This window comes from Amycolatopsis sp. CA-126428 (assembly GCF_002904335.1).
Classification (GTDB): Bacteria; Actinomycetota; Actinomycetes; order Mycobacteriales; family Pseudonocardiaceae; genus Amycolatopsis.
This window is the reverse complement of the sequence record NZ_PPHF01000129.1, coordinates 145,952-165,949: the sequence shown is the minus strand read 5'-3', so window position 1 is coordinate 165,949 and position 19,998 is coordinate 145,952. Positions and strand designations below refer to the sequence as shown.

The window sequence follows — 19,998 nt, the reverse complement described above, 5'->3', positions numbered from 1 at the left end:
CGGGGTGCTGCTGACCCGGCCCGGCATCCGGCTGTTCCTGGCCGGGCAGACCTTGTCCCTGTTCGGCGACGGCGTCGCCCTCATCGCCCTCGGCGTCTGGGCGAAGGTGCTGACCGGCAGCAGCTCAGTGGCGGCGCTGGTCATGTTCACGTACATGGCGCCGACGGTGCTGCTGCCGCTCGGCGGGGTGCTGGCCGACCGGGTGCGGCGCCGGCCGCTGCTGATCGGCACGAACCTGGCCGTCGCGCTGGCATCGGCGGCGTTGCTGCTCGTCGACGGCCCGGGCGAGCTGGGCATCCTCTACGCCGTGGCCGCCGCCTACGGAGCCGCCTCCGCGGTGCTGAGCCCGGCGCAGAGCGCGCTGCTGCGCTCGATGCTGGTGGAGGAGGCGGAGTTCGGCGCCGCCGCCGGGCTCAGCCAGAGCGTCCGGTCAGGGACGACGTTGCTCTCCCCGGTCGCCGGCGCCACCGTGTACGGGTGGATCGGCGGTCACGGCGTCGCCGTGGTGGCCATGGCCTGCCTGCTGACCGCGGCACTGGCCTTCGCCACGCTGCCGGACCGCGAGCGTCCGGCGCGCCGGGAACGCACCGGGTGGGCCGCGGAGCTCACCGCCGGCCTCCACCACGTGCGCGGCTCCGCCGAGATCCGGCCGCTGCTGGTCGCGATGGTCACGATGACGGCGGTGATCGGCATGACCTCGCCGATGCTGCTGGCGCTGATCGAGCACGGCCTGCACCGCCCGCCGACCCTGCTCGGCGCATTGGAGAGCGTGCTGGCGCTCGGGGGCCTGGCCGGTGCGGTGGGCGGCAGCGTGGCGATCGCCCGGTTCCGGCCGCAGCGGCTGGTGGCGGCCGGGGCGCTGGTGTTCGCGCTCGGGACCGCCCTGCAGGCGGTGGCGGTCTTCCCCGCGGTCGTCGCCGGGCTGGTGCTCGCCGGCGCCGCGGGGCCACTGGCGGTGATCGGACTGGCCACGGTCGCGCAGGCGGCGACGCCCGAACACCTCATGGGCCGCACCCAGGCGGCGGTGAACCTCTGCCTGACCGTCCCGCAGGCGGCCGCGCTCGGCGCCGGTTCGGGTCTGGTCGCCCTGCTCAGCTTCCGGCAGGTCATCGCGCTGATGGTGCTCGGCGCGCTCGTCACCGCCGTGGCCCTGTTCCGCCGCCGGCCGGCACCCGTACCGAATTCCGAGGAAAGAGGCCGACCGTCATGAACGACACGCTCGCCGCCGCACCGCCCGTCTCGCGGGAGACCCTGCCGCAGCTGTTCGCCCGCGCGGCGCGGCGGTACCCGGACTCGACCGCCGTGGTGCAGGGGGAGCGGCGCCTGACCTACGCGGGTCTGGCGGAGCGTGCGAACCGCCTCGCCCGGCACCTCGCCGGCTTCGGTGTCGGCCCGGAGGTGCCGGTCGGCCTGTTCCTGCACCGCTCGCCGGAGCTCCCGGCCGTGCTGCAGGGCGTGCTGAACGCCGGCGGGGTGTACGTACCGCTGGATCCCGAGCTGCCGGCCGCCCGGCTGGACCGGATCCTCGCCGCCACCCGCGCCCCGCTCGTGCTGACCACCTCGGACCTGGCCGGCCGGCTGCCGGCGGGCTCGACCAGCCTGGTTCTCGACGATCCGGCGACGGTCGCCGCGCTGCGGCGGTACGACGCCCGGCCGGTCGGGAACGTGGCGCTGCACCCCGAGCACACGGCGTACATCGTCTTCACCTCCGGCTCGACCGGCACCCCCAAGGGCGTGCCGGTGCCGCACCGCGCGATCGTCAACCACCTCGCGTGGATCCAGGACGCGCACCGGATCGGCCCGGCCGACCGGACGTTGCTGAAGACCCCGTTCAGCTACGACGCCTCGGTCATCGAGCTGATCTGGCCCCTGCTGCACGGCGCGACCATGGTCGTGGCCCAGCCGGGCGGGCACCGCGACCCCGCGTACCTCGTGGAGCTGATCTCGGCGCACCGGGTGACGGTCGTCGAAATGGTGCCGTCGATGCTCGGGCCTCTGCTGCGCGAGCCCGCGGCGGCGCGCTGCGACAGCCTGCGCGTCGTGTTCAGCGGCGGCGAGGCGCTCACCACCACCCAGGCCGCGCAGGTGCGCGCCGTTCTCGGCGCGCCCACGTCGAACCAGTACGGCCCCGCCGAGACCACCAACGCCGCCACCGAGCACCTGGTCCGCGACGCCGCGGACGCGCCCGGCGCGATGGTGCCGATCGGCCGGCCGGTCTGGCACACCCGCCTGCACGTGCTCGACGACCGGTTGCGCCCCGTCCCGGTGGGCGTGCCCGGTGAGCTCTACATCGCCGGCATCCAGCTGGCCCGCGGCTACCTCCACCGGCCGGGCCTGACCGCCGAGCGGTTCGTGCCCGAGGTGGCCGGCCCGCCCGGCGAACGCATGTACCGCACCGGCGACCTGGTGAAGTGGAACGAGGACGGGCAGCTGGAGTTCGCCGGCCGCGTCGACGACCAGGTCAAGCTGCGCGGCCAGCGGATCGAACCGGGCGAGATCGAGGCGGTCCTGGCCGCGCACGGCGCGGTCGCGCAGGCGGTTGTCACCGTCCGCGAGGACGAGCCGGGCGACCGCCGCCTGGTGGCCTACGTGGTCACGGCGGCGAGCGCCCCGCCCGGCCTGGCCGCCACGCTGCGCGCGCACGCCGCCGCCGAACTGCCCGAGCACATGGTCCCCGCGGCCGTGGTCGTCCTCGACGCGATCCCCGCGACGGTCAACGGCAAGGTCGACCGGGCGGCGCTGCCCCGCCCCGACTACGCCGTGGCCGCCGGGCGCGCGCCCGCGAACCCGCGTGAGGAACTGCTGTGTGCGGCGTTCGCGGAGGTTCTCGGGGTGCCCCGGGTCGGCGCGGACGACAGCTTCTTCGCGCTGGGCGGGCATTCGCTCCTGCTGGTGCGCCTGGCCGAGCTGCTGCGCGTGCGAGGCGTGCCCGCGGACGTGCGCAGCCTGTTCACCATGCCGACCCCCGCCGAGCTGGCGGCGGCGACGGTCACCGGCCCGGTCGTGGCACCGCCCACGGTCATCCCACCGGGCGCCACCGCGCTCACCCCCGCGATGGTGCCCCTCGCCGGGCTCACCGCGGAGCAGCTGGCGCTCGTGACGGCGGCCGTGCCCGGCGGTGCCGCGGCGATCGCCGACGTCTACCGGCTCGGGCCGCTGCAGGACGGGTTGTTCTTCCACCACCGGCTGCACGAGGGCCGCGACCGGGATCCCTACCTGCTGCGCCACCCGTTCCGCGTCGCGTCGCGAAAGCGGCTCGACGAGTTCCTGGCCGCTTGCCGCACACTGCTGGAGCGGCACGAGGTCCTGCGCACGTCACTGGCCTGGGAAGGCCTGCCGCACCCCGTCCAGGTCGTCCACCGCACCGCCGAGCTCCCGGTCACCGAGGTGACCGTCGCCGCCGCCGGCGACGACGGCGTCCGCGAGCTGCTGGCCGCCTGCGACACCGTCATGGACCTGCGCCGCGCGCCCCTGATGGACGTGGTCGTCGCTCCCGAGCCCGGCACCGGCCACTGGCTGCTCGTCTGGCGCATGCACCACGTCACCCAGGACCACACGACGGGCGAGGTCCTCCTCGAAGAGCTGGCGGAGCTGCTGGCCGGCCGGAGCGGGCAGCTGCGGCCGCCCGAGCCCTACCGGAACTACGTCGCCCAGGCGCTGCTCGGCGTGCCGGCCGAGCAGCACCGGGCCTGGTTCGCCCGGCTGCTCGGCGACGTCACCGAGCCCACCGCTCCCTTCGGCGTGCTGGAGGTGCGCCACGACGGCGGCGACGTCGCCGAGCGGCACAGCCCGCTGGACCCGGAGCTCGCCGTGCGGCTGCGCACCGTCGCGCGGCTCGCCGGCACCAGCCCCGCCACGGTGTTCCACGTCGTCTGGGCTCGCGTGCTCGCCGGGCTGACCGGCCGCGACGACGTCGTCTTCGGCACGCTCCTGTTCGGGCGGATGCGGGCCGGCGCCGGCGTCGAACGGGTGCCGGGGCTGTTCATCAACACGCTGCCCGTGCGGGCGCGGACCTACCGGGCCGGCGTCCGGGAGGCCGTCGGGACCATGCACGCCCAGCTCGCCGAGCTCGTGGTCCACGAACACGCGTCGCTGGCCGACGCGCAGCGGGCGTCCGGCGTGCCGTTCCCCGTGCCGCTGTTCACGACCGTGCTCAACCACCGGCACGACACCGCGGCCGGTGGCGCCGACCTGGCCGGGGTGGAGGACCTCGGCGAACGGGAGCGCACGAACTACCCGCTGGTGGTCTCCATCGACGACGACGGCACCGGGTTCACGTTCGTGGTGCAGGCGGTGCCCGCGATCCCGGCGGACGTGGTGCTCGACGCGCTGCACACCACCACGGCGAACGTCGTGGCGGCGCTGGCCGGGCATCCGGAGACGGCGCTGCACGCCGTGGACGTGCTCGACGCCGCCGAACGCCGGCGGGTGCTGACCGACCGCAACGACACGGCCGCCGGGTTCCCGGCGGCGTCGCTGGCCGAGCTGTTCGAGCAGCAGGTGGACCGCACTCCGCACGCGCCCGCCGTGACCGGGCCGCGGGGCGTGCTGACCTACGCCGAACTGGACGAGCGGGCCGGCCGCCTCGCGCAGGTGCTGATCGCGGCGGGGGTCCGGCCCGAGCAGCCGGTCGTCATGCTCCAGCGGAAGTCGGCCGACGTGGTGGTGGGGATCCTCGCCGTGGTCAAGGCCGGCGCCTACTACGTTCCGCTGCCGGACGCGTTCCCGCTCGCGCGCATGCGCTGGGTCGTCGAGAGCACCGGGACAGCGGTCCTGCTCACCGACCGCGCCTCGGCCGCGCACCCGCTGCTCGGTGCCGCCGGCGTGCCCGTCGTGTACGCCGACGACCCGATCGACCGGCCCGCGTCCCGTCCCGGGCCGGAGGTGCACCCCGATCAGCTCGCCTACGTCATGTACACCTCCGGGTCCACCGGGGTGCCCAAGGGCGTCGGCGTCAGCCACCGCAGCATCGTCGCGTTCACGGCGGACCGGCGGTGGCGGCCCGAGGACCGGCGGGCCGTGCTGCACCACTCGCCGCACGCATTCGACCCGTCCACCTACGAACTGTGGCTTCCGCTGCTGTCGGGCGGCCGGGTGGTGCTGCCGCCCGGCCCGCTCGACCGCGCCGCGATGACGGCCGTCGCCGGGCAGGTGACGTCGGCGGTCTTCGCGGCGGCCCTGTTCAACGTCCTGGCGGAGGAAGCGACCGAGCCGATGGCGCGGCTCGGGCTGGCGTGGTCGGGCGGCGACGTGCTCAGCCCGGCGGCGGTGCGCAGGCTGCGCGACGAGGCGCCGGAGATGCGGGTGGCCAACGCGTACGGCGCGACCGAAGCCACGGTCATCTCGACCTGGTTCCCGCTGCCCACCGGGGAGCCGGTCCCGGCCAACGTGCCCGTCGGCGAGCCGATGGACAACACCCGGGTGTACGTGCTGGACCGAGGACTGCGGCCGGTGCCCGCCGGGGTGCCCGGCGAGATCTACCTCGGCGGGCCGGGACTCGCCCGCGGCTACCTCGGCCGCCCGGGCCTGACCGCCGAACGGTTCGTGGCCGACGTGGCCGGGCCGCCCGGCACCCGCATGTACCGCACCGGCGACGTCGGGCGGTTCCGGCCCGGTGGCGTACTCGAGTTCGTGGGCCGCGTCGACGACCAGGTCAAGATCAGCGGCTACCGGGTCGAACCGGCCGAGGTCGTGGCGGCGCTGCTCGACCAGCCCGGTGTCGCCCAGGCGGCCGCGGACCTGCGGACGGACGACGGTGTGCCGCGCCTCGTCGGCTACGTCGTACCGGGGGACGTCGCACCGCGGGAGGTGCTGGAGGCGCTGAGGGAGCGGCTGCCGGCCTACATGGTGCCCTCGGCGGTGGTGGCACTGGACGCCTTGCCGCTCACCCGCAACGGCAAGCTCGACAAGGCGGCGCTGCCCGCGCCCGCGGTGCCGAGGGGTGCTGCCGCACGCCGAGCGCGCAACGAGCGCGAGGAGCGGCTGTGCGTCCTTTTCGCGGAGGTGCTGGGCCGGGACGAGGTCGGCCTGGACGACAACTTCTTCGTCCTGGGCGGGCAATCGTTGCTCGCCACCCGCCTGCTCGGGCGGATCCGCGCGGAACTGGGCGCGGAATGCTCCCTCCGCGCGTTCTTCGACGCCCCGACGGTCGCCGGGCTGGCCGCCCACCTGGCCGTGCCGGCCACCCGCCGGCCGGCCCTCACGCCCCGTCGTTGAGGGGGTGACCGCCCTCGCCGGCCGTGCCCCGGACCTGCCCCGGGTCCGGGGCACAGCCGGCGCCCTCGCCCCGCTGGTGCCGGCTCGAGGCCGCTCAACGCCGCTCAACGCCGTGAACGGGCCATTCACGGCCCTGCCCACACCTGCCCACGCCGGCCGGCCGGATTACCGAGAGAACTTCAGTGAGCCAGCCGCATCACGGGCGTCGAGGCGTCGCCGGAACCGTGCTGGGCCGACCAGGCCGCCACGTGCGCGCGGGACCGCAACCCGAGCTCGGTGCGGATGTTGCGCACGTGCGTCTCGACCGTCCGGACCGACAGGTGCATGCGGGCGGCGATCTGACGGTTGGTGAACCCCTCCGCCAGCAGCGCGACCACGTCCCGCTCGCGCTGGCTCAGGACGTCGTCGCGGGCCGTCTCGGGGGTGCGCTGCTGCCGGTGCTCCAGCGCGAAGGCCAGTGCCTGTGCGCGGTCGAGTGCCCGCCCCGCCGCCGCGGCGCTGACGAGCGTCTCCCGCGGCAGCACGCCGACCGCCGCCATCCGCACCGCCTCGACCCGGTCGCGCCACCACGGCCGATCCAGCAACGGCGAGCCGGCCGCCTCCGCGTAGGACAGCAATTGGACGGCCCGGCTCAGCCGGCCGATGCCCGCGGCGCTGAGCCCCAGACAGGTCACCGCGTGGGCGAAGTCCTCGTCGGTGAGATCCCCGTCGGACCGCAACATGTCCGTGCAGTGCCGGTCGGCGAGTTCGTGGTCGCCGCCGGACAGCGCGATGACGGCAGCGGCGCGGATCGTCCCGCGCAGCCGGGCGGACGGGCCGCCGGCGCGAAGCACGGGAAGCAGCCGGTCGGCCAGCTCGGCCGCCAGCGTCAGTTCCTCCCAGGGCCGCTCGTGCCACGGGACGTCGCCGAGCCAGCCCGCCGTGGTCACCGCGTCCGCGTCGACGGCACCGGTCGTGGGGGACAGCACCACGCGCCGGGTCGAGGCCAAGCCGAGCAGCAGGCGGCCGAGCAGGTCCGACGCCGTCCACTGCGCGGCGAGGCGGCGCATCTCCGTCAGGTCGCAGAACCACGCGGCCAGCACGGTGGCGCCACGCAGAGCGATTTCCCGGTACGGCGAGTCGACGCGGGTGTTGTCCAGCGCGGACCGCAGCATCGCCCGGGTGCGGTGGCTCGGCCGGCGCTCCAGCATGTCGACGAGGAACACGGTGCCGGCCAGCAGCAGCTGACGGTCGTCGTCGTGCAGCCGGGTCAGGACGTGTTCGATGGTCGGGCGCTCGGCGGCGAGCCGGTGCAGCACGTCCGGCGGCGGCGTGGCGGAGGCGCGGCCCAGCGGCTCGGCGAGCCTCGTCAGCCAGTCGGCGAGCCGGTCGTAGGTCTGTTTCTGCTCACTCGCCTCGGTCAGCCGCTCGTGGGCGTAGTGCCGGATCGGCGCCGGCATCCGCAGCCGTCCCGAGCGGTGCGCCGTGATGAGCGACTTCGCCTCCAGCGCCATCAGCTGGTCCAGCACCACGGACGTCGTCTCCGTACCGTCGGTCGCCACGGCGGCGGCGACCTCGGCCAGCACGCCGCCGGGCAGCACCGAGATGCGGCGGAACATGCTGCGCTGGGCCGGGGTCAGCAGCTCGTAGCTCCAGGTCACGGCCTGGTGCCAGCTCTGGTGCCGCGGGTGGGCGGTGCGCCAGCCGCTGGTCAGCGCGCACAGGTGCGCGTTGAGGTTGTCCCGGACCTCGGTCAGCGGGAACGTCTGCGCCAGGCGGGCCGCCAGCTCGATGGCCAGGGGCAAGCCGTCCAGCTCGGTGCAGATGGCGCCGATGACGCGGGCGTTGTCCTCGGTGAGCCGGAGCCCGGGAACGACCGCGCGGGCGCGGTCCACGAACAGCCGCACCGCGTCCGCGCGGAGGTGGTCGGCGATCCGGTCGGTGGCCGGCAGCGGCAAGCCGCTCATCGCGTGCACCACCTCGCCCGGCACCCGCAGGACCTCCCGGCTGGTGGCGAGGATGCGCAGCTTCGGGTGGCGCAGCAGCAACGCGCCGAGCACCGGGATGCACGTGTCGAGCAGGTGCTCGCAGTTGTCCACGACCAGCAGGCGTTCGCGGTCGTCGTCAGGGACGCCCACCGCCGACAGGTCGCCTTCCGCGGCGGCGAGGTCGACCAGCGTGACCTCGCAGCGGCGGCTGCGCTCCTCCTGTTTGGCCAGTTCGACGGCCAGGCGCGTCTTGCCGACCCCGGGCGGGCCGGTGAGGGTCAGCAGGCGGGCCGTGCGGAGCAGCCTTCTCAGCTCGACCAGCTCCTCGGCGCGGCCCAGGAAGCTGCTGAGCTGCGTCAACATGCCGCCGATCGCCGACTCTCCGGTCCAGCTCGTCTTCTGCCGGTCCCGGTAGGCACGCTGCCGGCAGGCGTTGGAACAGTACGAGGCGCTCCGCACGCCGATGATGCCGCCGCAAGTACCGCACAAAGCCGACCCGGAATCCGCTCTGGCCATGACCTCCCTTTCCCGGATCCGCCTTCACCCGCGCCCGCGGGGCCGACCGCTCGCCGGACGCCAGGAAAGAGTCGTTCATGACGTCCGGCGTGGTGAACGACTCTTCCTGACTTCGGGCTGGGTGTTTCCCGGCAACGTACTGCCTGGAGGAACAGGGAATACTGTACGGCCGGTCACCGGTCCCGGAGTGTCGGATGTTGCTCGTTCCCCGACCCTTGTTGCGCGGTCACGCGGGTCGCGTCCGCATCCGGTACTGCGACGGGGTGCAGCCCACGTGCTTGCGGAACGTGCGGGCGAAGTTGTCCGGATTGGGGAAGCCGCACCGTCTGCCGACCCGGGAGATCGGCTCGCTGTCGACCGTCAGGCGGTGACGGGCGGCGTCGATGCGCAATTCGGCCAGGTACTTCATCGGTGTTTTGCCGGTGGTGGCCGCGAACTGTCGGATGAAGTGGTAGCGGCTCACCCCGGCCTGCTCGGCCAGCTGGTCGAGGGTTACGCCGGAGCTGAGGTGCTCGAGCATGTATTCGGTCACCGCGGACAGCTGTTCCGAAGTGAGGTTTCCCTCCCGTGCCGCAACGATGCGTCGTGGGTAGAGCAGGTGGGTGGCCAGGTAATGGGCTGCGATATCCGCGCGGCAGTCACCGGCGGCGGCATCTTGGTCATGCAGCAGTACGGGTGCCATGGAGGCGACGTGTGAATCGAATTCCTGCAGGGTGTGCAGTTCGGACGGATCCCGGAAAGGGGTTTCGGAACATTTGTCCGCGACCTCGTGGAGCACCTCGACCGACAGCCAGATGTACGCGACTTCGAACGGCGGGTAATCCGGCGGCGTCCGGCGGAGCCGTACCTGGGCGCTCGGCGCCACCCGGCAGATCTCCCCGGTCAGGAGCGTGACACCCCGCCGGCCCCGCCGGTCCTGGCCCTCGATCTGGCAGGCCCCCCGCAGCAGGGCGATGATGGCGAGCCAGTTGCTCGACGGTTGACAGCGCAAGAGGTCGCCGTTCGCGCCGGAAGCGTGCTTTTCCACTATCAAGGACCGGCGGTCGAGAGCTGGGCTCGGCGCAGTCATGCAGCGTCTCTCCTCGTTCGTTGAATCGAGCACTCGCCAGTCGATGGCCGATTGCGAACGGGAGGAATTCAAGGATCGGGCGGGGTGCTCGCGGTCGGTGAGCGATGTCCGGTCCTGTCAAAAACGGACAGTGCAAGACATTGCTCCGTTTGCCGCACGCATCGGATTCCTGTCACAATGATCCCCCGATCCGGGTTTTCCGCCGAATTCATTGTCGAACGCTACGGTCGGCAGACGGGCTTAGCCACGTACTCTCGATACGTGGATAGCGCTATCACTTGGTGAGCTCGAGGAGTTCGGTGATACGTTGCTGGGTGGGGGTGCCGCGGACCGCGTGGAGCGAGTACAGGCACTGGCGTGACTGCGGACTGACCATCAGCGCGTGGTCGAAGTCCAGGCGGCCGACGCGTTCGTCCAAGATGATCAGCACCGGTGAGGAAGCGGGCTTGGACACTCGGTGGTCGTCCCACAGCGCCGCGAACTCGGCACTTGCGGCGCGGAGATCGCCGACCAGCGCCACCGCGGCCGCGTCGTAGCCGCGTTTGGCCACGATAATGCGCAGGTAGGCGGCGTACGCACGGCCGATGAACTCCTGCTGGTCGGCCGGGTTCAGCACGTAGCGCCGCCACCGGCGCGAGGCGAACCAGCACCAGAACAGGTTCCCCTCCCAGCCCGGCAGGCCCGCGGCGCGGCCGAACAGCGTGGCGTGCGGCTCGTTCTGGGCCAAGACGGTGCCCAGATCGTCGGCGGCGAACGCCGGCGACGTCGCCGCCACCGCCCGCATGACCGACAGCAGCTTGGTGTCGGCGCCACCGTCCGTGGTCGCCGCGGCCGGCTCGGCGTGGCCCGCCAGGCGGTACAGGTAGGCACGTTCGTCCCGGTCCAGCCGCAGTGCGTGCGCGAGCCCGGCGAGGATGGCGGCCGAGGGCTGTGGGCCGCGCCCCTGCTCCAGCCGCTCGTAGTAGGTCGCCGACATGTTGGCCAGGCGCGCCACCTCGTCCCGGCGCAGACCCGGTGTCCGGCGCCGCCGGCCGGCCCCCAGCCCGACCGCCTGCGGTGCCAACGCGTCGCGCCGCCGCCGGAGGAAATCGGCCAACGCGTCGCGCATGGTCAGCGCCGTGCGTTCCCGCATCGGCTGCACCACCCCCACACAGGCAGGGGAACACCGGTTCCCGAGCGGGTGGCCCCGGTCCGCCGCCTCGTTCTGTCCGGCGGTTGCGGCGTGTCCGGCGCCGGACGGTGACGTGCGGTGATGACACATCTGACCCCCATGAGCTCCCCTGCGGGAATTCGGCAGTTCGAGTGCGAACCGCGTCCCGGAAGCGCCGCGGCTACGTCGTACGCTAGAGATCCGGCGAAGCGAGAACATCACCGCTGAGTGGACACCTGGATGTGGCTCTTGCGGGGGACAAGGCGCAGTCTCGCCCGCCGACGCCGTTTCGGGTGGTGGTATCCGAGCGGACGACGAACTCGTCCGAAGTAGCCTCAACTGATCTGTCTTGCACGAGAAAATTCGTCTCCGAAGGTAGCACCGCCCCTCCGGCAGTGGCCACTTCGGCCGACCCAACGGGCAAGAACGTTGCCCGTTGACCAGCGGATTCGCCGCCGCCGCAACAGCGCCCGAGACCAGTCCGGAATTGCTGCTCTTAGTGCTTTCGGCCGATGTCCGCAGGGCAAAACCCTCCGAAAGGTGTGGGCCGTTCCGGGGATTTCCCGCTCCGGCACCGGTTCCGCCGTCGAGCACCTGACCACGCTCGCCGACGCCGGGCCGTGCTCACCCGGGTCTCTTCCGGCACCCTCGTGATCACCGCCGGGCAGTGCACCGGCCGGAGCGGTACTGCGTCACCCGGCCGGGTACGCCCCGGCCGGCAGCGCGCGCCTGCTGCCCGGCCTGTCTGCTCGCGGCGGCCCCGCACGGCCGCCACCACCACCCGCCGCCGGCGCATCCTGGGCGACGGGCACCCCGACTCGCTCGGTTCCCTCGTCGGGCTCGGCTTGGCGCGCACGTGCTCGAACGCGACCTCGACCGGATCGAAAGCGTCGGCTGCGGGGGCCGGGATGCGCCGGGCTCTGACCAGGCACCGGGCCCTGGACGGCCCGATCGAGCCGAGCGGAATGCCCAGGATCTCGCTGGTTTCCCGGTAGGTCATGGCGGGCTCGCCGAACAACAGCGAGAGCAGCCGCCGGTCTCGGCCGGCGTCGAACTCGGGCGTCACCACCTCGCGGAACAGCCACACTGAGCCGCAAACGTCGTCGGCGTCCGCGTTCCCGACGCCGAGGCGGCGGCAGGTCGCGAGGACGAGCGGGGTGCATTGACGCACGATCGCCCGCCACGCCGCATCGACACCGAGCGAAGCAATTCCGCTGCGGGCAATTCTTCCGGCATGAGTCGATCGTCGTCAGCCGGCCGCCGCGGCGCGACGATCAGGGCAGGACCGAATCGCCGTGCACCAGGCCGGCGCCGCGCGGGGTGCGTTCGTAGAGCACGACCCGGCCGGTGCGGCGGGATCAAACACTGGGGCTCACGACCCGGTTGCTCATCCGTGAGAGCCGAGTACTTCACCGCCCGGGACAACGAACGACACGTCGATTACGGCGAAGGTCCCTCCTGCTCGGCGGAGGTCGGCGACGAACGCTTTCAGTTCTTGGCCCAGTGCGGGTGAGGCATATGTTTTACCACGTCCGTCCGAGCCGGGCAGACGTCCAAGTCGGGGCACACCAGCGGTATCAAGACTCGCAGTGTTATGTAGAGCTGGGCATGCGGGAGGGTGCCGGGGATTTCTTTGACGCCGAACGCGGACATCGCGCTGAGGACCTCGGCGAGGAACGGCGGGCACCCGACCCGAATCAGCCCGGCTCGGAGTGGCAGCTGAGCCCATTTGGCGTACGTGCCTGGGTCAAGGCCTTTCGCGAGGTTGTTCAAGCACACGCAGAGACCGTGTGAACGGTAGCGGACCGGCCGGTACCACGGGACCTTGGATCTCGGGTCAGCGATTCTTTGGCTCGTTGACGGCGTTCGGTTTTCCGGTCGCGGTGGTGTGTACTGCGGAGTGGGTGGAGTGGTCCAGTTCGGCGGATGGACAGGGGCCCGGGAAACGGTGTTGCGTCAGTACGTGGCGCGACTCGAGGGTTGCCTGCAACGCTGGCCGCGCTGGGATCCGCAGCGGTGGGCACCTCCACACGTCGGGTGGCAGCTCACCGGCGACTTCCCCGCGACCAGTATCACTGTTCGAGGCTATTCCTGCGATTCGGCCAGCAGCCGCAGGGCCAAGGCTTTGAGTTGCGGGCTCGCGGTCGCGGCGTCGCCGGAGTCGAAGGGTGGGTGCGGGTCGTATTCGACGGCGAGCTGGATGCCCCGGGCGGTTTCCTCGCCGGCGATCAGGAAGGCGAGGTAGAGGGCCAGGTCGATGCCGGCAGACACGCCGGCCGCGGTGATGACCTTGCCGACCCGGACGTACCGCCGGGGTACGTACTTCACGCCGAACGTGCTCTCCAGGTAGTTCGCCGACGCCCAGTACGTGGTCGCCCGGTCGCGGAGCAGGCCGGCCGCGCCGAGGATCAGCGCGCCGGTGCAGACCGAGGTCGTCCAGGTCGTGTGCCGGTCGATGCGGCGGATCCAGTCGAGCAGGACCGGGTTCTGCATCGCGGCGACCGTGCCGCGGTTGCCTGCGCCGGGCACGAGGAGCACGTCGAGCCGGCCGACCTCGGCCACCGAGCGTTCGGCGAGCACCGAGACCTGCCGGGTGTCGGTGCGGACCGGGCCGCGGTGTTCGGCGATCATCGTCACGGTCGCGCCCGGCAGCCGGGACAGCAGCTCGGCGGGGCCGGTCGGATCCAGGAGGCTGAAGCCGTCGTAGAGGAGGATCCCGATCCGCGGGCCCGGCGTTCCGGCGCTTGCCGTGCCGGTCGTGAGCCCCAGCGCCGCGGTCGCCGCCATGCCGGTCAGCACCGTCCTGCGGGTGGTCTGTGCACTCGTCATGCCCCGGAAGTCTGGGCGGCTCCCGGGTCGGGTGGGCGGGGCATGTCCGGCATCCGGCGAATCGTGTCCCCGCTCACGCCGTAGTGGTCGAGGAACGCCTGGCGCAGGGTCGACGGCGAGGTGAATCCGCAGCGGCGGGCGACCGTGGCCAGCGGCAGCTCGCTGCCCCGCGCCAGGTGCGCGGCGGCCTCGGTCCGGACGGCCCGCACCACGTGGGCCGGGGTCCGGCCCACGTGCCTGGCGAACAGCCGGCCGAGGTGCCTGGTGCTGATCCCGGCCCGCGCCGCCAGCGACGGCGGGCTGAGGTCCTCGGCCAGGTGCGAAACGATGTGACCGAGCAGGTCGCGCACCAGCCGGTTGGCGGGCGGCGGGGCGGACAGAAACACGCTGATCTGCGCCTGGTCGGCCGGGCGGTGCAGATAGGTCACCAGCTCGCGGGCGACCTCGCGGGCCAGGGACGGGCCGTGGTCGTCCTCGATCAGAGCCAGCGTGAGGTCGAGCGCGCTGGTCACCCCGGCCGAGGTGTAGACGTCGCCGTCCCGGATGTACAGCGGCGCCGCGTCCACGGTCACCGCAGGGAACTTGGCCGCCAGCAGCTGCGCGTACCCCCAGTGTGTGGTGACCCGGCGTTCGGCGAGCAGCCCGGCAGCGGCGAGCACGAACGTGCCCGTGCACACCGAGGCGATCCGGCGGCTGCGCCGGGCCAGCCGCCGCACCTGCGTCAGCAGCCGGTCGTCGACGGCCGCTTCGGGAGTTCCGGCTCCGCCGACGACCAGGGTCGTGTCGATCCGCCCGGTCACGGTGGCCAGCGGCCTCGCCCCGGCCAGCACGATCCCGGATGAGCTGCGCGCGGCCTTCCCCGACACCGTCGCGAGCTCGATGGTGTACGGCGGCTCGGCCCCGTGCGAGTTCGCGATCTCCAGCGCCCCACTCGGACAGGCGACGTCGAGGATCTGCACGTCGTCGTAGGCGACGATCACCATCCGCCGAGCCGCTCCTTCTCCATTCCCCACAGGAGGAGCCTACTTTCGTGGCTGGGGTGGCCGCCGGAAGTTCCGGACGGCCCGGAATCGCACAGGGTCGGCTGCGGCACCGAACTGCCGGGAACTCGGTGCGCCCTCGCCCGGAGTCGTGCCGCTGGCGCAGCAGGCCGCCGTCGCGGAGGCGGCGGCGCCGGACGGGAAGGTGACCGGGATCCGGCCCGGTCTCATGCCGACCGATTCGACGCAGGTGATCTTCACCCGGCCGGGGCTCGAGCCGAGAACTGCTTGCGGGGCTGGCTTCCAATGCGGCGGCTCGGTCGATCATGTCGATCGCCCAACTGCACGGCAGGCGGGTGGCGCTGAACCTGATCACCGGTGCGGCACTCAACGAGCTGCGTTCGGTCGGCGACACCCTTCGGCACGAGGACCGCTACGCCCGGCTTCAGGACTACGTCGGGTTGCTGCTGCGCCTCCTGGACGGCGAGCCGGTCACCTGGAATGGCAGGTTCTACCACGCTGTGGACCTGCAGCTGGCGACCCGGTGCCCGGCTCCCGGGCGAAACCGGGAAGGAACGCTACCGCGGACAGGATCGCCATGACGATGGCGAAACAGCCGACCGTGGTCAGGGCACCGAGCGAGTCCAGCAGCACACCGGTGAGGACGGGGCCGAGGAACGCTCCGGCGTTGGCGATCTGGAGGGTCGCGCTCGTGACCCGGCCCTGCATGTCGTCCGGGGCGTGGGTGAGGACGTGCCCGGACAGGATCGCGTTCAACGACGGTGCCAGCAGTAACGCCGCCGCGTTGGCGACGCCGATCAGGTAGGCCGACGGCGAAACCAGCATCGCCCCGAAAGCGACGGTGGCTGTCACGGCGAAGGCCCGCACGATCGCCCGCGACGACAGGATGCGCTGGATCCGTGGAATGAGCAGGGCCCCGGCCAGCCCTCCGGCGCCGATGATGGCGTACATGAAGCCCAGCTCGGTGGCGGATGCCCCACGCCACAGCGCCAGCACCGTGGCCGCCAGGTTCACCGAGCTGAACAATACGCCCGCCGCGGCCAGCCAGAGCGTGAAGGAACGCAAGAAGGACTCGTGCCACACCCAGGCCAGTCCTCGCCGGACCTCCCGGATCAGACCCTGTTGACGCGGCCGCAGATCGCGGGTCAGCGGGTCGAGCCCCACCGTGATCAACGCGATGGCAGCGAAGGAAATCACGTACGAGGCAGCGTCGACCGCGAAGGGGGCCACGTGGTGCCAGGCGAACAGGAAACCACCCAGCGGGAAGCCGATCAGCGTGGCGACCTGGCCGCGCAGCTGGTTGCGGGCGACGGCCTCCTTCAGCTGGGCGGCCGGCACGACCTGCCGGACCGAAGGCGTCTCCGCCGGGCCGAAGAAGACGCCCAGCACCGCCTCGCAGACGGCGACCGCCACAAGATGCGCGTACGTGAGATGGCCCGCGACGATTGCGAGGGCGACGGTGCCGAGGGCGACCGCCCGGCCGGCGTCGCAGATCAGCATTACGGCACGGTTGCTCCAGCGGTTCACCAGGACCCCCGCGAACAGCTGCAGAGAAAAGACCACGACGAAGCGGACCGTGGCGATCAGGCCTGCCTGCGCCGCGGAGCCGGTGACGGCCAAGACCAGCAGCGGCAACGCGGTCTGGGAGATCATCACGCCCAGATGCGAGACGGCCTGTCCGACCCAGAGAAGGACGAAGTTGCCGTTGCGGTGCAGCGGCACCGGGGGAGCGGCGTTGTGTCCACCGTGGACGGTCACCGCGACGACAGTCCCGCAGCATCCAGCAACCGCTGACGGTCGACTTTGCCGTAACCCGTGGTGGGGAACGCGTCGACGCGCCTGATCATCGACGGCACCAGGTAATCGGGCAGCTGCCGCCGCAGGAGGCCGGCGAGCTGGTCGGTGTCGACCGTGCCGACCACGAAGGCGATCAGGAACCGGGACATCGACTGGCGGGCCGCGGCCACCACGGTCGCCTGACGTACGCCCGGCAGCCGGCTGAGTGCCACTTCCACTTCACCGAGCTCCACCCGGTATCCCCGGATGTTCACCTGGTCGTCGTTGCGGCCCAGACAATGGAGCGTCCCGTCCGGGTCACGTGTCACGAGGTCACCCGTCCGATAGCTGCGGCCACCGGGCACCACCGGGTCCGGCACGAACCTTTCCGCGGTCAATCCGGGGCGCCGGAACTACGTGGCGCCCGCGGCCATCCCACCGATCAGCAGCTCGCCAGTGTCCGAGGCGGGATCGCTTTCCGTGGTGCCGGTGTGGAGGAGGTCCACGTGCACCGAGTCGATCGGCCGCCCGATGGGCGGCAGGTCCGGCCACTTTTCCGGCGACGGACCGACGTGGTGCGCAGTGACGACATGCGTCTCCGTGGTGCCGTACTGGTTGACCAGCGCGCAGCCCGGCAGGCGGGCGAACATCTCGCGGATGTCCGGGGAGCACTGCAGCGGTTCCCCGCAGACGATCACCTCGCGCAGCCGCGCCCCGGCCAGTTGCGCGGGCGGGGGCGAGAACAGGGCCAGGATCTGCAAGGCGACGAACGGAATGAACAGACGCTCGATCGACGACTCGACGATGAGCCGCCACATCCGTTCGGGATCGGACTTCACCGCCTCCGGGACGACGACGAGGTGCCCACCCGTGCCTGAGGTCGACAGCAGTTCCTGGTACGAGACATCGACCGAGAGCGGCGCGAAATGCGCGGTCCGCGTTCCGAGGCCGGTGCGGCTGTCGGTGATCTGCCAGGACACCAGGTTCTCCAGAGACCAGTACGGCAGGGCGACGGCCTTCGGGCGGCCGGTCGAGCCCGAGGTGTAGACCAGGTACGCGAGGTCCGGGCGCGCCGGCCTGCCGGGAGCCGTTACGAATACCGCTGCCGGTGACCCGCCTACATCGAGGGCGCTCAACGCCGGGAGATGCGCAAGCTGTCCGGGAATTGCGGAGGTGCCATCAGTCACCACCAGCCCGACCGCGCCGTCGTCGGCCATCATCCCCGGCCGGCCGGCCGGGTACGAGCAGTCCAAGGGAACGCAGACGGCGCCGATGCGAAGCAGCGCAATCATGGTCAAGACGCTTTCGCCGCTGCGCGAGCCATACAGGCCGACCGGCTGGCCGGCCCGCACCCCGGCGGCCGACAAGCGGGCGGCCAGTGCCGCGGATTCCCGCCACAGCCCGGCATACGTCAAGGTGTGCGAGCCACTGCTCAGCGCCGGTTCCGGGGATGACGGCGGACAGCGCGTTCGACGCGCAGCAGCATGGTTTCGCGCGCTTCTTGCCACGTGTAACCGGGTTCCCCGCTGGTCACGCGAACATCCGACCCTGGAAGACTTGTACACGATTCAGCCGGCCATGTCCTCCTTGCGGCGAGGGGTGGTGTCACCAAACGGTCGACCTGTGCCGGCGGTCTTCCGACATCTTTCCGAAGCCCCGGTTGCTCAGGGGCGGCGAGCGGTGAGCTGCCAGACCGGGAGGACGAGGTTGCCGCGCTCGTCGACGTCCAGGGCGGCGATCGTGGCCGGGTCGACGTCGGTGTCCAGCACCGCTCGCGACGCCTCGTGCAGCATGTCCACTGTGAACGCCGTCCGATAACGCGTCTGCTCGAGCCGGGTGATCTCCCAGCTCCGCCCGACGGTCTCGCGGAGGTTGCGTTCGCTGATCAAGAAAGGGACGGGGACGCCGGCCGGTATTGCGTCCGTGAAGCAGAACATGTGCAGCCGTGCTCCGGGCCTGGTCGCCCGAGTGAGTGCTTCGACGTAGGTGTGGCGGACTTCCTCGGTGAAGCAGTGGTAGAGCGCGCTGTCGAGAACTGTGTCGAAGCGATCTTCGTACCCGTCGAGCTTTGTGGCGTCCGCGACCGCGAAGTCGACCTCGACGCCCTTCGCCGACGCCCGGGTGCGGGCCTGCTCGATCGCCGACGGCGCGCCGTCGAGTCCGGTGACGCGGTGCCCGCGGGACGCGAGGAAGATCGCGTTGTCGCCGGGGCCGCACCCCAGGTCTGCCACCTCGCCGGCGAACTGCCCGCTCTCTTCGAGTGCGATGACACCCGGCTGGGGTTCTTTGGTGTCCCACGGTATCCGTGTGCCGAGCGGCGACTTTCCTTGGTACATTTCCTCGAAATCGACGTCCTCGGCGGTTGGTTGCGGCTCGCTCATGAGCTCCTCGAGTTCGTTGTGTCGGTTTCCGGCGGTACTCGCCGTGAGGTGTCGCAAAATTCGGAGAACGTGGGAAGAAGAAGCGGTTGAATGGTAGCGAATTATGCCTTCGCTGCGCCCTGTTTCAGGTCTGGTCGGCAGTATTCCCAGTCCCGCCCCTGGCGGGTTCGCCCATGTCGGATGGCCCGCTTGGGTGAGTCTACGCCTTGACAGCACCGAACGCACGAGCGAATATGAGTGAAGTAAGTGTCCGGACTGGTGTGACCGGCAGGGGGGGTAGTGTCGCATCCGATGCATGTTCGCGCCTCGGAAAACTCGTCCGTTGCTCCATTCGTGAACCTGGCTGTCGTCACTGGTGGCACCAAGGGAATCGGCTTCGAGTTGAGTGCGATGTTGGTGAAGTCGGGATATCGCGTCGTCTCTCTTTACCGCCACGATGAGAAGTCGGCCGAAGCCGCCACGCGGCAACTCGGCGAACACCACGTCGCGATCAGGGCCGACGTATCGAATCCGGATCAGGTGCGCCGGGCCGCCGACACCGTCCTGGCCGAGCACGGCACCCCGTCGGTGCTGGTCAACAACGCCGGCCGCAACATCGACCAGCCCTTCCTCGCGATGACCGACGAGGAGTGGGACGTGGTGATCCGATCCAACCTGTCCGGGCCGTTCTACCTGACTCGCGCGCTGGCGCCGGCGATGCTCGAGGCCGGCGGCGGGTCGGTGGTCAACATCGGCGCCACCACCGGCATCCGGCCGCGGTTCCACGGCGTGAACTACTGCGCCAGCAAGGCCGGTCTGCTGCACCTGACCAAATGTCTCGCGCTGGAGCTCGCGCCCACGATCCGGGTCAACTGCCTGATCCCCGGGATGATCGACACCGAGGACATGCGGACGCGGGTGGCGGCGGCCGCGCCCGAACACCGGACCAGCATGGTCACCGGCATTCCCCTCGACCGCATCGGCACGCCCGCGGAGATGGCCGCCGCGCTCGCGTTCCTCATCGGCGAAGGCGGGCGCTACATCACCGGTCAGAAGCTCATCGTCGATGGCGGTCAGTTCATGTGGTGAGCGCCGGCGTGGCGACCGGCACCCT

At 71.6% G+C, this 19,998-nt stretch carries 13 protein-coding genes; 4 read left to right on the top strand and 9 right to left on the bottom strand.

Annotated elements, in window-relative coordinates:
• The first annotated feature begins 4 nt into the window (after positions 1-4).
• A complete protein-coding gene (locus C2L58_RS31715; protein WP_103341344.1) occupies positions 5-1,210 on the top strand; it encodes an MFS transporter in 1,206 nt (401 codons plus the stop codon).
• On the top strand, positions 1,207-6,216 hold the full coding sequence (locus C2L58_RS31710) for a non-ribosomal peptide synthetase (protein WP_103341343.1): 5,010 nt from the start codon (positions 1,207-1,209) through the stop codon (positions 6,214-6,216). The genes C2L58_RS31715 and C2L58_RS31710 overlap by 4 nt, the downstream gene beginning before the upstream one ends.
• Before the next feature lie 179 nt (positions 6,217-6,395).
• Here C2L58_RS31710 and C2L58_RS31705 read toward each other — a convergent pair whose 3' ends face one another.
• From C2L58_RS31705 to C2L58_RS31680, 5 genes are all read right to left on the bottom strand, one after another.
• On the bottom strand, positions 6,396-8,546 hold the full coding sequence (locus C2L58_RS31705) for an ATP-binding protein (RefSeq protein ID WP_146073719.1): 2,151 nt from the start codon (positions 8,544-8,546) through the stop codon (positions 6,396-6,398).
• Between the two features lie 379 nt (positions 8,547-8,925).
• Entirely contained in the window at positions 8,926-9,768 is an 843-nt protein-coding gene (locus C2L58_RS31700) for a helix-turn-helix domain-containing protein (RefSeq protein WP_103341341.1), read from the bottom strand.
• Positions 9,769-10,042: 274 nt separating this feature from the next.
• Positions 10,043-10,900 (bottom strand): helix-turn-helix transcriptional regulator, encoded by an 858-nt coding sequence (locus C2L58_RS31695; protein ID WP_158264200.1) that lies wholly within the window; start codon positions 10,898-10,900, stop codon positions 10,043-10,045.
• 2,103 nt (positions 10,901-13,003) lie between these two features.
• Entirely contained in the window at positions 13,004-13,747 is a 744-nt protein-coding gene (locus C2L58_RS31685; RefSeq protein ID WP_103341339.1) for a DJ-1/PfpI family protein, read from the bottom strand.
• On the bottom strand, positions 13,744-14,730 hold the full coding sequence (locus C2L58_RS31680; RefSeq protein WP_103341338.1) for a GlxA family transcriptional regulator: 987 nt from the start codon (positions 14,728-14,730) through the stop codon (positions 13,744-13,746). The genes C2L58_RS31685 and C2L58_RS31680 overlap by 4 nt, the downstream gene beginning before the upstream one ends.
• Positions 14,731-15,053: 323 nt before the next feature.
• Here C2L58_RS31680 and C2L58_RS51565 point away from each other — a divergent pair, with 323 nt between their 5' ends.
• Complete coding sequence (locus tag C2L58_RS51565; protein ID WP_103341337.1) at positions 15,054-15,329, top strand: LLM class flavin-dependent oxidoreductase; 276 nt, start codon at positions 15,054-15,056, stop codon at positions 15,327-15,329.
• Here C2L58_RS51565 and C2L58_RS31665 read toward each other — a convergent pair.
• The 4 genes from C2L58_RS31665 to C2L58_RS31650 form a co-directional block, all read right to left on the bottom strand.
• On the bottom strand, positions 15,220-16,506 hold the full coding sequence (locus tag C2L58_RS31665) for an MFS transporter (protein ID WP_103341336.1): 1,287 nt from the start codon (positions 16,504-16,506) through the stop codon (positions 15,220-15,222). The genes C2L58_RS51565 and C2L58_RS31665 overlap by 110 nt on opposite strands.
• Entirely contained in the window at positions 16,503-16,853 is a 351-nt protein-coding gene (locus C2L58_RS50870) for an AMP-binding enzyme (protein WP_369904265.1), read from the bottom strand. Before C2L58_RS50870 ends, C2L58_RS31665 begins: the two co-directional genes overlap by 4 nt.
• Positions 16,854-16,937: 84 nt before the next feature.
• Entirely contained in the window at positions 16,938-18,032 is a 1,095-nt protein-coding gene (locus C2L58_RS31655; RefSeq protein ID WP_369904264.1) for an AMP-binding protein, read from the bottom strand.
• Positions 18,033-18,188: 156 nt separating this feature from the next.
• The gene (locus C2L58_RS31650; protein ID WP_103341333.1) at positions 18,189-18,905 is read right to left on the bottom strand and encodes a class I SAM-dependent methyltransferase; all 717 of its coding nucleotides are present in this window, start codon (positions 18,903-18,905) and stop codon (positions 18,189-18,191) included.
• A gap of 291 nt (positions 18,906-19,196) precedes the next feature.
• On the opposite strand from C2L58_RS31650, the gene C2L58_RS31645 reads away from it, so the two are divergent.
• Complete coding sequence (locus C2L58_RS31645; RefSeq protein ID WP_103341332.1) at positions 19,197-19,973, top strand: SDR family NAD(P)-dependent oxidoreductase; 777 nt, start codon at positions 19,197-19,199, stop codon at positions 19,971-19,973.
• Positions 19,974-19,998 lie beyond the last annotated feature (25 nt).

Coding starts and splice junctions, on each gene's coding strand:
- C2L58_RS31710 (WP_103341343.1), top strand. CDS start 1,207: ATGAACGACACGCTCGCCGCCGCACCGCCCGTCTCGCGGGAGACCCTG.
- C2L58_RS31705 (WP_146073719.1), bottom strand. CDS start 8,546: ATGTTGACGCAGCTCAGCAGCTTCCTGGGCCGCGCCGAGGAGCTGGTC.
- C2L58_RS31700 (WP_103341341.1), bottom strand. CDS start 9,768: ATGACTGCGCCGAGCCCAGCTCTCGACCGCCGGTCCTTGATAGTGGAA.
- C2L58_RS31695 (WP_158264200.1), bottom strand. CDS start 10,900: ATGCGGGAACGCACGGCGCTGACCATGCGCGACGCGTTGGCCGATTTC.
- C2L58_RS31685 (WP_103341339.1), bottom strand. CDS start 13,747: ATGACGAGTGCACAGACCACCCGCAGGACGGTGCTGACCGGCATGGCG.
- C2L58_RS31680 (WP_103341338.1), bottom strand. CDS start 14,730: ATGGTGATCGTCGCCTACGACGACGTGCAGATCCTCGACGTCGCCTGT.
- C2L58_RS51565 (WP_103341337.1), top strand. CDS start 15,054: ATGTCGATCGCCCAACTGCACGGCAGGCGGGTGGCGCTGAACCTGATC.
- C2L58_RS31650 (WP_103341333.1), bottom strand. CDS start 18,905: ATGAGCGAGCCGCAACCAACCGCCGAGGACGTCGATTTCGAGGAAATG.
- C2L58_RS31645 (WP_103341332.1), top strand. CDS start 19,197: ATGCATGTTCGCGCCTCGGAAAACTCGTCCGTTGCTCCATTCGTGAAC.